The sequence below is a fragment of the Coleofasciculus sp. A1-SPW-01 genome (genome assembly GCF_040217205.1).
In the GTDB taxonomy this organism is placed as follows: Bacteria; Cyanobacteriota; Cyanobacteriia; order Cyanobacteriales; family Coleofasciculaceae; genus Coleofasciculus; species Coleofasciculus chthonoplastes_A.
In genome coordinates this window covers 14,552-27,375 of sequence record NZ_JAVJNP010000204.1, presented here as the reverse complement: position 1 = coordinate 27,375, position 12,824 = coordinate 14,552, and the positions used below count along the sequence as shown (strand labels likewise).

Annotated in this window: 11 protein-coding genes and 2 pseudogenes; 7 read left to right on the top strand and 6 right to left on the bottom strand. The window is 45.3% G+C overall.

Going from position 1 to position 12,824, the window contains the following annotated elements; genetic code table 11:
* Window positions 1–5: 5 nt before the first annotated feature.
* Window positions 6–1,397, bottom strand: coding sequence for a malic enzyme-like NAD(P)-binding protein (locus RH949_RS29535; RefSeq protein ID WP_446358216.1), 1,392 nt, complete (start codon window positions 1,395–1,397; stop codon window positions 6–8).
* Window positions 1,398–1,561: 164 nt separating this feature from the next.
* Window positions 1,562–1,690, bottom strand: a complete 129-nt coding sequence (locus RH949_RS29530) for a glycine zipper domain-containing protein (RefSeq protein ID WP_006103991.1) — start codon at window positions 1,688–1,690, stop codon at window positions 1,562–1,564.
* 23 nt (window positions 1,691–1,713) lie between these two features.
* On the opposite strand from RH949_RS29530, the gene RH949_RS29525 reads away from it, so the two are divergent.
* Together RH949_RS29525 and RH949_RS29520 are read left to right on the top strand one after the other, a co-directional pair.
* The gene (locus tag RH949_RS29525) at window positions 1,714–2,148 is read left to right on the top strand and encodes an SRPBCC family protein (RefSeq protein ID WP_446358214.1); all 435 of its coding nucleotides are present in this window, start codon (window positions 1,714–1,716) and stop codon (window positions 2,146–2,148) included.
* 69 nt (window positions 2,149–2,217) lie between these two features.
* A pseudogene (locus RH949_RS29520) lies at window positions 2,218–2,403 on the top strand (Uma2 family endonuclease); the annotation flags it as partial.
* Window positions 2,404–2,674: 271 nt separating this feature from the next.
* Here the strand turns inward: RH949_RS29520 and RH949_RS29515 are convergent.
* The gene (locus tag RH949_RS29515) at window positions 2,675–3,547 is read right to left on the bottom strand and encodes a formylglycine-generating enzyme family protein (RefSeq protein ID WP_446358212.1); all 873 of its coding nucleotides are present in this window, start codon (window positions 3,545–3,547) and stop codon (window positions 2,675–2,677) included.
* 169 nt (window positions 3,548–3,716) lie between these two features.
* On the opposite strand from RH949_RS29515, the gene RH949_RS29510 reads away from it, so the two are divergent.
* Window positions 3,717–4,808, top strand: a complete 1,092-nt coding sequence (locus tag RH949_RS29510; RefSeq protein WP_157453323.1) for an Rpn family recombination-promoting nuclease/putative transposase — start codon at window positions 3,717–3,719, stop codon at window positions 4,806–4,808.
* 76 nt (window positions 4,809–4,884) lie between these two features.
* On the opposite strand, the gene RH949_RS29505 is transcribed toward RH949_RS29510, so the two are convergent.
* Window positions 4,885–6,129, bottom strand: a complete 1,245-nt coding sequence (locus tag RH949_RS29505) for an HhoA/HhoB/HtrA family serine endopeptidase (protein ID WP_006104034.1) — start codon at window positions 6,127–6,129, stop codon at window positions 4,885–4,887.
* 595 nt (window positions 6,130–6,724) lie between these two features.
* Here RH949_RS29505 and RH949_RS29500 point away from each other — a divergent pair.
* Entirely contained in the window at window positions 6,725–7,729 is a 1,005-nt protein-coding gene (locus tag RH949_RS29500) for an endonuclease/exonuclease/phosphatase family protein (protein ID WP_006103970.1), read from the top strand.
* Here the strand turns inward: RH949_RS29500 and RH949_RS29495 are convergent.
* Window positions 7,716–8,945 (bottom strand): hypothetical protein, encoded by a 1,230-nt coding sequence (locus tag RH949_RS29495; RefSeq protein ID WP_446358209.1) that lies wholly within the window; start codon window positions 8,943–8,945, stop codon window positions 7,716–7,718. The genes RH949_RS29500 and RH949_RS29495 overlap by 14 nt on opposite strands.
* Before the next feature lie 20 nt (window positions 8,946–8,965).
* Here RH949_RS29495 and RH949_RS29490 point away from each other — a divergent pair.
* From RH949_RS29490 to RH949_RS29480, 3 genes and pseudogenes are all read left to right on the top strand, one after another.
* Window positions 8,966–9,106 (top strand): annotated as a pseudogene (locus RH949_RS29490) (Rieske 2Fe-2S domain-containing protein); the annotation flags it as partial.
* A gap of 176 nt (window positions 9,107–9,282) precedes the next feature.
* A complete protein-coding gene (locus tag RH949_RS29485) occupies window positions 9,283–10,455 on the top strand; it encodes a GTPase (protein ID WP_446358207.1) in 1,173 nt (390 codons plus the stop codon).
* 405 nt (window positions 10,456–10,860) lie between these two features.
* Complete coding sequence (locus RH949_RS29480; RefSeq protein WP_446358205.1) at window positions 10,861–11,478, top strand: DUF3859 domain-containing protein; 618 nt, start codon at window positions 10,861–10,863, stop codon at window positions 11,476–11,478.
* A gap of 6 nt (window positions 11,479–11,484) precedes the next feature.
* On the opposite strand, the gene RH949_RS29475 is transcribed toward RH949_RS29480, so the two are convergent.
* The gene (locus RH949_RS29475; RefSeq protein WP_446358203.1) at window positions 11,485–12,369 is read right to left on the bottom strand and encodes a Uma2 family endonuclease; all 885 of its coding nucleotides are present in this window, start codon (window positions 12,367–12,369) and stop codon (window positions 11,485–11,487) included.
* Between the last annotated feature and the right edge of the window lie 455 nt (window positions 12,370–12,824).

Genomic DNA, 12,824 nt, shown 5'->3' with positions numbered 1-12,824 from the left:
AGTGTTTACCGCCTTGCTACCCCTTCATTCCGTGCAGCTTGTTGTACGGCGGCTGAAACGGCTGTCACGACGCGCTGATCAAAAACAGATGGGATAATATGTTCAGCGTCTAAATCTGTGGTAGACATCAACGACGCGATCGCTTTTGCCGCTTCTAGATACATCGTACTGGTAATTACTGAAGCGCGACAGTCGAGGGCGCCACGAAAAACACCAGGAAATGCCAGAACATTATTAATCTGATTGGGATAGTCACTGCGCCCCGTTGCCATAACGGCTACATCATCTAACACCAATTCTGGCTGAATTTCGGGGATCGGATTTGCCATTGCCATGACAATTGGATCTCGTGCCATCGAATGTACCATTTCTGGGGTCAAAACACCGGGCACACTGACGCCGAGAAACACATCCGCCCCCACCATTGCACCGGCTAAAGTACCACTGGATTCAACGGCAAATTCCTGCTTTTGGGACGTTAAATCCGTGCGTTTGGTTGAGAGAATCCCTTTGGAATCACACATCCAAATCATCTTCGCCCCAGCTTGACGCAATAACCGCGCGATCGCAATTCCCGCTGCGCCAGCACCATTAATCACAATTCGCACCTCTTCCAGGGATTTCTTCACCAGTTTCAGGGAATTAATTAACGCCGCGAGGCTAACAATGGCGGTTCCATGCTGATCATCGTGAAACACAGGAATATCTAAGACTTGCCGCAGTTTGGCTTCAATGTCAAAGCAACGGGGGGCGCTGATATCTTCCAGGTTAATCCCGCCAAAAACAGGAGCGATGTTTTTAACGGTTTCGATAATTGTGTCGGTGTCTTGATTTGCCAGACATATAGGAAAGGCGTCAATTCCGGCAAATTCTTTAAACAGCATCGCTTTCCCTTCCATCACGGGTAATGCGGCTTCGGCACCTAAGTTTCCTAGCCCTAATACAGCGCTACCATCTGTAACAATCGCTACTGTATTACTTTTAATGGTCAGGGAGTAAACTTGTTGAGGGTCTTCTGCGATCGCGTTACAAATTCGACCCACCCCTGGCGTATACGCCATAGCTAAATCAGCTTGGGTTTTCAGGGGGAGTTTGTTCTCGATGCTGATTTTGCCCCCTCGATGTAGATTGAACGTGCGATCGTAGACATCGATCACTTTGATATGGTTAAGTTCCTTAACCGCTTGCACAATCTGTTCAGCGTGTTCGGTACTCGTCGCATCGATGGTGATTTCACGAGTCGTAACTTTGTGGGTTTGGTGAATCAGATCAATCTGTCCCAGATTACCCCCCACTTGTGCGATCGCCTGAGTAACGGTGGCGAGCATCCCAGAGCGGTTGGGAAGTTGGATACGAATCGTTAAACTGAAACTGGAATTCGGTGTCAGGTCTGCCATGCTGGATTGATTTCGGGTTTCAAGCTTTCAATTGTAGACCTAATTCCCAATCCAAGGGAAAGTGAGGAGGGCGGGTTTTGTTGTTCCGTTAGTGGTGGTGAGGGCGGGTTTTGTTGTTCCGTTAGTGGTGGGGAGGGCGGGTTTTGTTGTTCCGTTATCGGTGACTAGCTGAATTGATTCCCTAAACCCGCCCCTACAATTGTCCCTAAACCCGCCCCTACAATTGTCCCTAAACCCGCCCCTACAATTGTCCCTAAACCCGCCCCTACAATTGTCCCTAAACCCGCCCCCACAATTGATTTATTACTTTTTTATTATGGCAAGTCTCTATACTGAAATCGAAATAAATGCTCCCAAGTCACAAGTGTGGCAGGTATTGTTAGACAAACAGCAGTGGAAGTATTGGAACACGTTTCTATTTGACCGCGAACCCGAACAGCCCTTGGAAAAAGGACAAGCAGTGTCCCTGTCATTACGACGATTACCCAAGGATGAAGAAACGGAATTTGAACCCTTGATCACACTCTTACAACCCGGAATTTGTCTGCGCTGGGTTTCATCGATTCCTGGTTTTCGCAGTGAGTACGTATTTGAGTTACAAGAGATTGGTTTGAGTCGGACTAAATATGTTCACACAAGCCGTTTTTTGGGTATTCTCACTCGTGTTTTTGTCCCCTTTATCCGGCAAGATGAGCATCGGGGAATGCAACGCATGGCGCGGGAGTTGAAGCGGTATGTTGAGCATTTATAATTAGGGAAAATATGGCTCTTGAGACCAAACGTTCTGCTATTCCATACAATTATGACCACCGTATTAAACTTAAAGCCACTTCAGGATAAGATGCAGGAATATTTGGCAAGTGGTTTGCGTTTAGGGTGGTTAATTAATTACCAGGATCGGCAAGTGGAGATTTATCGAGAGGGAACAGGTGTGGACGTTGTAGCGATGCCTGTTGTGTTGTCAGGGGAGGAAATATTACCAGGGTTTAGATTAGAAATACTGTAGGGGCGGGTTTAGGGATTCAATTAAAGATATCACCAATAACCTTTCAACAAAACCCGCCCTTTTCCTAGATGTAGCCGATTAATAAATACTGTAGGGGCGGGTTTAGGGATTCAATTAAACATATCACCGATAACCTTTCAACAAAACCCGCCCTTTTCCTAGGTGTAGCCGATCAATAAATACTGTAGGGGCGGGTTTAAGGATTCAATTAAACATATCACCGATAACCTTTTAACAAAACCCGCCCTTTTCCTAGGTGTAGCTAAACAATTCACGCCGCCGTACAAACAACCCGAAACCCGATATCGAGAAACCCGTAGTCTGGCACGTTTCTGAAGCGCAGGGAACAACGACAGAACCACGGATCATCAAACCATGAACCACCGCGCATCACTCTAAAATGCTTCTGATGATCATCAATTAACCAAGCTTGACCATCTGACGGCGCATCTATATAGTTATCATGCCAATGATCACTACACCATTCGTACACATTTCCGTGCAGATCAAATAAGCCAAAGGCGTTCGCTACGGGGAAACTCCCGACTGGGGTAGTCTGTTCACGATACTTACCCCTAGCACCCTCACCATAAGTAAATTTGCCGTCGTAATTAGCTAAATCTGTGCTAATCGTCTCACCAAAATGAAAGGGCGTTGTTGTTCCCGCCCGACAAGCATATTCCCACTCGGCTTCACTGGGAAGTCGGTAGTTTCGTCCTGTGTACTGCGATAAGCGTTGACAAAATTCTATGCAATCATACCACGATACTTGCTCAACGGGTCGATCGGCTCCTTTAAATCTAGAAGGATCAGGATTGAGTTCTTTATTGACTTGAGGTAGATTAGAAACAGCCTGCCATTGTGCCTGAGTCACGGGATATTTCCCCATGAAAAAGGGCGGAATTGTTACCGAATGTTGAGGACTTTCACGCTCATACCGCTTCTTATCTGTTGCCGAAGAACCCATTAGGAATGTACCCCCTGGAATCGCCACCATATCCAGTGTGACGCCATTGCCTAAATCTTCGCGGAAATATTGAGCTTGCTCCGAACTGCGGTCAATAATAGTCCCCTGTTTATCAACCCTCACCACCTCAAACTCAAACACCTGCAAGGGGAAAAATGAACTCGTACCTGCATTCATAATAATGGCGATTATGTCCTATGTTTGACCAAATGGTGGCTTACGTTTAGTTAATGTAGCCTAATTGGGTAAACCTGTCAATTTGTCAAGATTACGGTGATAGGAATTTTTCGCGATCGCTCCTGGCATAGTGGTCAATGTTCAGAACGCCCATGTCCAGCAATTCAGCGTGAAAACCGACACCATCTTCTATAACCTGTTTCTCGAATTTCCAGGTATTTTATTTGAACTCATTGATTCAGACCCAGAGGAAGCTACAATTTATGAATTCACCTCCCGTGAAATCAAACAACCCTCCTTCCGGTTAGACGGTTTGTTCTTACCCACGACAGAAGACGCCGAAAAACCGTTCTATCTGCTGGAAGTTCAGTTTCAACCCGATGAAGCGTTATACTATCGATTATTTGGTGAACTCTTTCTCTACTTGAGGCAATACCAACCGCCTCACCCTTGGCAGGTTGTCGTGATCTATCCTACTCGTAGGATTGAACGAGAACAAGCGTTTCAATTTGGTGAAATCCTTGCCCTCAATCGCGTCAAACGCATTTACATTGATGAATTAGGAGAAACCCCATCCGGTTCCCTTGGAATTGAAATGATTAAGCTGGTGATTGAGGATGAGGAAACTGCACCGGAACGAGCAAGACGATTAGTCGCACAAGCTCAAATACAGATAGATGATGAAGCAAGCCAGCGCAACCTCATCAAATTAATTGAGACAATCCTTGTTTACAAACTACCCCAAAAAAGCCGCGAGGAGATTGAAGCGATGTTCAGCTTAAGTGAACTCAAGCAAACTAAAGTTTATCAAGAAGCCTTAGAAGAAGGTGAAATCAAAGCCAAGTTAGCCGCGATACCGCGCATGATAGAATTTGGATTAAGGTTGCCGCAAATTGCCCAACTGCAAGATTTACCACTAGAGGTTGTACAACAGACAGAACAGTCATTTCAGAAACAAAAAGTTGCCGCTTTTCTTGAACTATTAAATAATCAGCGTGACTTGTTTTCAGCTCAAGATTTGGCACAGTTACAGGAGTGGATAGCACCGTTACCGGATCAGATTAAAGATTTATCCGGGGCGATCGCACAATGGTGCAATCAGGAATCACATACCCTCCAGCGTCAGGCTTGGCGTCAAGTTCTGTCTGATTTATGGAAGGCGACGGTGGAAAGCATCTTGAAAACCTACCCCAAGACTCTGGATCTGACTTCCTCTCCCGTAACTAAACAAATGGTGCAACAGGGAATTGAAGGGAATTGACACCGGGAACTGTAGAGACGTTGCATGCAACGTCTCTACAACTATCATGCCACGTCTCTACTATTTTTGATGAACTTTACTGCTGCATCTGAGTTGGTAAAGCACCGGGTTGTACTGTTACCTCAACATTTTTGCGATCGCGGCGTAATTCTAGGTTTAAATCACTACCTACTGGAGTCATTTCTACAACCTTTTGGACATCTTCGGCATCTTTGATCGACTCACCATTAATTTTATGAATCACATCCCCGGCTCGCAATCCAGCTTTATCAGCAGGGGAATTCCGCATCACTCTGGCAATTAGCACTCCTTGGCTTTCATCAACGGTAAGACCCGAATTTGGATTTTTGTTGATGTTTTCTTTCAACTCAGGGGTTAATGTAACCATCTGAATTCCTAAGAATGGATGTTCAACTTTCCCGTTAGCAATTAATTGTTGGGCAATTCGTTGCGCTGTATTAATCGGAATGGAAAATCCTAAGCCTTGAGCGCCTTGAATAATGGCTGTATTCATCCCAATCACTTCACCGGATGCATTTAGCAGGGGTCCGCCTGAGTTACCGGGGTTAATTGCGGCGTCAGTTTGGATAAATTGGACGCGCTTATCGGGAACGCCTATTTCAGCACTAGAACGTCCTGTCGCACTGATGATACCTGTGGTGACGGTATTATCTAATCCTAGCGGATTACCGATCGCGATCGCCCATTCCCCCGGTTTGAGTTGTTCTGAATCCCCTAAGGTAACAATGGGGAGATTATCGGCTTCAACTTTGATCACCGCCACATCAGTTACGGGGTCAGTTCCTAGCACTTTCCCAGCAAATGTGCGACCATCTTTGAGAACCACATTCACTTGATCCGCACCATCAACAACGTGAGCATTGGTGAGAATCATCCCATCGGTGTTGATAATAAACCCCGAACCCGTTCCCCGTTCTACTCGCTGCTGCGGTTGTTCCGGCAATTGAGAGCCGAAGAACTCGCGGAAAAACGGGTTATTAAATGCATCGGGAACTTGAGAGGTCACAGTTTTGGAGGCGTTAATCCGCACGACGGCGGGTCCCACAGTATCCACAACCTTAGTAATAAAATTGCTGTTTTGGGGAGTGGACAGGTTAGCTGGAGGAATGATTCCTCCCAAAACCTGAGAGGATTGGGGAACAATGGAGTTGGCTGAAACTTGAGGATTACCGGAGATGAAAGAGTTGGCGCCAAAGGAAACACCAGCGCCTAGTAACATCAGGGATAGATAGGTGACAGCTTTTTTTACTGGGGAAGCGTCACTGTCATGAGATTGAGATGTTTTCGTGTTGAGTACCATAATGATTCTGCTGTTGAAATAGGATTGATTTGGATGATGTCAGTTACAGTTTGTCGGAGTTCGGTTAATTCGTTTCCAGATAGAGAAAACCCGAATTAGGATCAACTCTCTCCTACCCATGGCTAACACCCCCATTGACTTTGTGATAATTATTTACGGATAAGGTATTAACCGAGTCTGGCGTCGGCGGAGTGAATCCGTTGCTTGGGAAGGAATCACAATGACCTATCGCTGACATTTATCAATATAGATACTTGTTGTGACGTGCTTATGACAGTGTAGTTTCGCTGATGTGAAGATTTCTGGCTTAGGGCTGTAACTTTCTAGTGTTTTGGAGGAAATCCTCCCATTGAGGTTGTGCTTACCGTAATTATAGGATACTCCCTTTTGCATAAGGGAGATGGAATCAGAAATAGATGACAACAACTTCCCTGGCTATGGCGAGGATAAGTTGTTTGGATTTAAACCTTAATGTTAAGCATGGCGAAGTCCTCGTAGTGCGTTTAGCGAAGCCATTCCGCAGGCTTTGCATCTTGCTCGCTACTAATACTATCTCAATGTATGACCACTTACTGTACCACTACAGCAACTCGATATGAAACACTTCTGGTTCTCTCAACCAACATCCCGAAAAATTGAAATCAAGAATATCGCCTTTGGCTTAGGACTCACAGGACTCATTCCTTGTTTTCTCTTATCCTTAGTCGCTTATCTGGGAGAATTTCACCGATATTTTGAATTAATCTCCCACTTCAAAGTGCAATACTTCGTAATTAGTTGTATTGTTTTCCTTTTATTGTCCTTCGCACGACGAAAAACCTGGTGGTTGATCAGTTTATTTTGTTTAACCCTTAATGCTGTAGAGGTTATTCCCTGGTATATTCCCCAATTTTCGCCAATTAATACGCCTTCAGGACAACCCTTACGAGTGTTACTGGCAAATGTCTATAGTGATAACCAGCGTTATGCTGAGTTTATCTCCCTGGTCAAAGCCGAAAAGCCTCAACTGCTCGTTGTCCAGGAAATTAATCCAATTTGGTCAAAGCAACTAGAAGCGCTTAAGCCTCTCCTTCCTTACCAGATTGTGTATCCGAGATTTGATAACTTTGGCATTGCTGTCTACAGTGCGATTCCCCTGAGGAATACGGATATTAAATCGTTCACCGAGTATGATATCCCTTCTATTTTTACTGAGGTACAGTGGCAAGGACAAACTGTTTCTATTATTGCCACTCATCCATTACCGCCGATTAATGCGGAATATTTTAAGTCACGCAATCAGCAACTTTTAGAACTGGAAAAGGTGATAAGTTCAACCAACACTATTCATGCCGTCATCGGTGATTTGAATACAACAATGTGGTCTCCCTATTACCGCAAATTTATCCGTCAGACTGGATTGAAAAATGCGCGATCGGGTTTTGGTATTCTCCCTACTTGGCCCCAGGGTGCGCCAATGCTACAGATTCCTCTGGATCATTGTCTGATTAGTCCAGAAATTAACGTTTTAGCTATTCGCACTGGCGGAGATATTGGTTCAGATCATCGTCCCTTAATTGTCGATTTGGTGATATCGGACAGGAACACTAACAGAATATAGGGCTAAAGCCCTTACTACAAGCCGACTTCAAAATCCCTCCCTCTAACTGATAAATCGCTGCCATAATGCCATTATCTGGATTATCCAATAGGGACGCCTTAACTTCTTGTAAATAATCCCGAATCGCTTCCCGCAAAACAGGGCGCTCAACGTTTACGGTATGTTGATAATCCCAAACATCCCAGATAATAATTCCTACGCCAACAATCGGATCAAGAAACTGAGCGCCGAATTTACCAGCTACAGCGCCGCCCGTTTTTGCTGCCATTTTAGCGGAGGCTTTTCCGGCAAAAGATACGGCAACTTTACTGCCAATTTTAGTGACAACGGGAATCATGGCTTTGGCAAATAAGTAAGTGCTTCCGCCAACTAAAACTTTTAACGATAAATTAGACAGATTGCCTTCTGTATCTCGGATCGTTACCGCAATATCATCCAAATAGCGCTCCCATTCGCCTTGCGGAATCTGGTACTGAGTTTGAATGTTGGAAATGTTGTTTTCTAAGTCAGCAATATACAAATTTACCGTATCTCTGGTGATATGTTCCAATTGAAGTTGGGCAATTTTAGGGCGGAGGACTCGTTTGGTAAATTCCGTTTGGAATTCCTCCGTCATTTTTTCGGCGACGGCTTGATTTGGAGTCGGTTTTGTGGTATCAATCCAGTGGGAAACGGCTGAAGATACCCAGACAAAGGGAGCGCTAAACTCCAGTTTCTTTTGATTAAAATAATCAAAATACCAATCCAAAAAATTGTCATCCACGCGACTCATGAGTTGATCAATCCACCCATCGAGTTGGTCTGAGGCAAACCGTTCAGCGGTATGATGAGCATGGGTAATCGCGGTTGCGATCGCGCGATCGATTTTATCCTGATCCGGTACAGTCCGTTCAATGGTGACAACCTCATGGTTCGGCTTCTGTGAACTTCCCGCATCGGTTGATAATGAACTGGCAATAAAACCACTTCCGATCAGCGGGATAATCACAATTAGGATCACCGCCACCCAAATATAAGGTGTCACCGATTTAATCAACTGACTCCAGGCTTGTAGGCGAGTTGACTTTTCTGTGTAGGTTGGTTTTTCCGATGGATTGGCTGGGGACAATGTGGGGGTATGAGTAGGGTTAGAGGGCGTTTGGGTTTTCTCAGCGCCAGGTGATAGGGGCGCAGAGGGATGAGTCGAGGTATAGTCCTGCGATCGCTCTTGGTTCATTTTATGTCGCCACGGGATTTAGTCTCTGGGGGTTAGATGAGTCCTCTTTTGCTGATGTTAGCAAAGGGGAAGGGAAACTGCTCACCATTGATGGGAACAAAGTCGCCGCGTATCGAGATGAAAAGGGTTCAATTCATGCGGTTTCCGCTGTTTGTCCTCACTTTGATAAGCAATGTAATGTAGAGACGCGCCATGGCGCGTCTCTACAATGGTGCCGAAAGTCCTAATCGATGTGTTTACTGCTATAAGTAAGGAGCGCGATCGCACAACTTGATACACTAAGAAAACAGTGGATAGCGTGGCTCTATCAGATCAAACGACCAAGGAATGACTGGGAATGGCAGAGGATTTTTCAGTTGATCAGCTTTTGGACAAAATGAGCGAAGCCTACGAAGATGCCGGAAAGGACACGGGACAGTGTAATGTGCTGGTAATTGGCAAAACAGGTGTGGGCAAAAGTACGCTGATTAATGCTATTTTCCAATCTCGTCTAGCCGAAACTGGGGTGGGTTATCCGGTTACCCAAACCATCCGACGCTACCGGAAAAAAGGATGTCCGATTACGGTTTACGATACACCTGGACTTGAACTCAATCCAGAACAGATTCAACAGGTGCGCTTAGATGTCGCGGAATTGATTGAAACGCAACGGTTACAAGCCGCCCAAGAACATATTCATGTGATTTGGTACTGTTTAGAACATGAGGCGGGACGATTTGATGAAGTCGAGGAAGAATGGCTGAATAAGCTACAACTACAAGATGTACCAATTATTTTAGTCGTAACCCAAACCTTAACCCGAAAGCGCAGCGAGTTTCAAGTCTTTTTGGATAGTAAAAATTTACCCGTTTCTCAGATTGTTGCGGTTCTTGCTCAACCTAAACCCATCGATGATGAGTATACAATTAAAGCCCATGGTTTAGACCATCTTGTCGAAGTAACGGCTAATCTTCTGTCTACCGAAGCACGCAAGGCATTTCTGAGAGAACAGAGTCGCAATATTACCTTAAAAGCTGGGGAAGCCTTTAAATATGTGACGGGATATGTGGCGGGTTCTGCATTAGTCGGCGCGTCTCCGATTCCTTTTTCTGATGCACCGATATTAGTTACCATGCAAACCGTGATGCTAGCAAATATCACGGCTATCTTTGGGTTACCTTTTGATCGTGCTTTTACTAGCACCGTACTCTCAACCATTGTCGGAGTGGGCGGTGTGGCAACTGTGGGTCGAGCGATCGCGGCGAATTTACTTAAAATGATACCGGGTGCTGGGACAATTGTGGGCGGTGCAATTTCCGCCTCTACCGCCGCCGCGTTAACCTTGGCGCTGGGTTTAGCTTATATCGAGTCTCTCAAATATTACCTGAAACGTAAACTGGAGGGACATGAGATTCCCCTCTCTGAACTGGCAAAAATTATTCTTGAACAATATAAGTTTTATGCCAGAACGGGTCAAAAAACCCTGAAAGAGGAACCCCTAACCCCCCCTCGCAAAATTGATATTGAATAAGTAAGTAGGTGGGGACAATTAAAGTTAACGGCGGAGAACTCGCTGTCCTTGAGAAGCAAGCTACGTCATTTGTCATTGGGGGTGTGGTTTGTTCTTACTTTTCACGGGATCTGGAAAACCTCTCTCCAAACCTCTCTCCTACAAGGAGAGAGGCTTTGAATTCTCCCCCTGGAACAAAAAGCGAAGCATCCTTTTGATACCAAGTTGCTATTCAAAGATATAACTTTCTCTCCCCCTGCTTCCCCCGCTCCCCCTGCTTCCCCTGCTCTTCCTATCTACTACGTTTGAGCGCAACTCAGTATGAATCACGGAGTCTGGGTCACAGCGCTAACCTTGACGGAAAAGAGGTTTTATGTTAAAGAGAAAGTAGATAGTCTCAAGCTTCTGGTTTAGAAGTAATCAATTGTGACTGATGAACGACTTACTCAAGATCAGTTAACGCAACTCGTTGCTGAGGTGGATCAATTAGCCAGACGCCACGAGGCTGAAATTGACCGCCAACAAGTTCAGCAGATTTTGCAGGAATTGAATCTACCACCAGAGTTGCTGGATGAAGCGCTAATCCAGCTACGTCGTCGTCAAGCGTTAGCCGTTCAACAAAAACGGAATCGCTGGATTGGGATAGGAGTAGGGGTGGCGATAGTGGGTGCGATCGCGGCTTCTACGGTATTCATTGTAAATCGCCAACGTGCGATCGCGGCAGTGTCTGCTTCTGGAAGTTGCATAACCTCAAATCCCCAAACCTGTGAACCGATATCTGACTTTAATCGCCAAGAGATAGTCTACCGGGTTACCTTACAAGACGCACCTGTGGGACAAAAGCTTTCCTTACAGTGTGATTGGATTAACCCCAATGGTCAAATCGTGCATCAGAATCGCTATCAAACCAGTAAAATTGACCGAGAGGTTTGGTCTACCTATTGTCGTCATAGCTTGGGTTCTACTGCAACCCTGGGGGATTGGCAAGTGCGGATGAGATTAGGCGATCGCGCACTCGACCAATCATCGTTTACAGTTAAATAATCATACCTATTCCCTATTTCCCAAATCATCGGGCTCAATACCTAACTCTCGTAATCGTGCGGCTAATTCTTGAATCCGTCGTTTAGCCGCTTCAGCTTCCTGTCTGGCTATTTCCGTTTCTTGTCTGGCAGCTTCACTTTCTTGTCTGGCGGCTTCACTTTCTTGTCTGGCTATTTCAGCTTCTTGTCTGGCGACTTCACTTTCTTGTCTGGCTATTTCTGTTTCTTCCGTGGGTAAAGAAATCCAAGTTCCCTCCAGTGTCATCCACCGTAGCCACAGTCGGTTAAACCCGCGAAAATCACCTTGCCATACGCCTAAACTTAATCCCAACTCCGGTATCGGTAAACAGCCTTGAGTCAAGTCTACGGATTCGTAATGACCACCAACTAGATGAAAGGCTTGCCATTCATTAGTATAGCGACTAAAAATAACATAGTAAGGAATCCGCAGAATCTCTTCATAAACTCGCCACTTTGTCGGCGGGTGTCTTAATTCGCTTTCCCTTTGACCCAAATCTTCATCTTCCGTACCTGGAGATAATAACTCCACCACGATAAACGGCTTCACCCGTTCTTGCCAACACACATAACTCAAACGCATATCGCGTTCCTGATAAAGCCTTGGTACACCGACAACTCCGAACCAATCAGGACGTTTATACCAGTTGGGATGAGTCGGGTCATAATAGAGATTCAAATCACAAGCACTAAACACTCGTTCTGGATACCAATTAGTCGGGGAAAACGTCAAATACAGTAACAACGGTTGCAAAAAATGGAACTCATCAGGCAAACCAGGTTCCTCCGGATTTTCACTGGGTAAATCATACATCGTTGGCAGGGTTTGCCACGGGGGAAGTGGGGGGTCAGTTTGGCGGGGTAATTGAGTCATTTTCTAACGAGAGTTATTAATAAAATCTATTTCCCTATTTTAACTGAACAACTGGCGTAAGCTGTTCGGCATTTAAACCTTAATGTCAATTATGGTGAAATCCTTGTAAGCTGTTCGGCATTTAAACCTTAATGTCAATAATGGCGTAATCCTTGTAGTGCGTTAAGCGAAGCCATGCCGCAGGCTTTGCATCTTGCTCGCTACTAATACCCAATTTAAATGCATGACAGCTTAGCACACCTCAATTAATGAATTAGATTGGGTTCGTAGTAAGGGCTTTAGCCTATAATCCTATTGGGGTTTTTATATCCAACCCTACTATAGCGTTCGTAGTTGTGTTGTCTTCGCCATAAACCTCACGGGTAGACCAGTAATTTGAACGGTAGATTGGGTATAGATGTGACCATTGAATCGGGCGCACGTCAGTGCGCCCCTACAGTTTCTGGATGGAATGC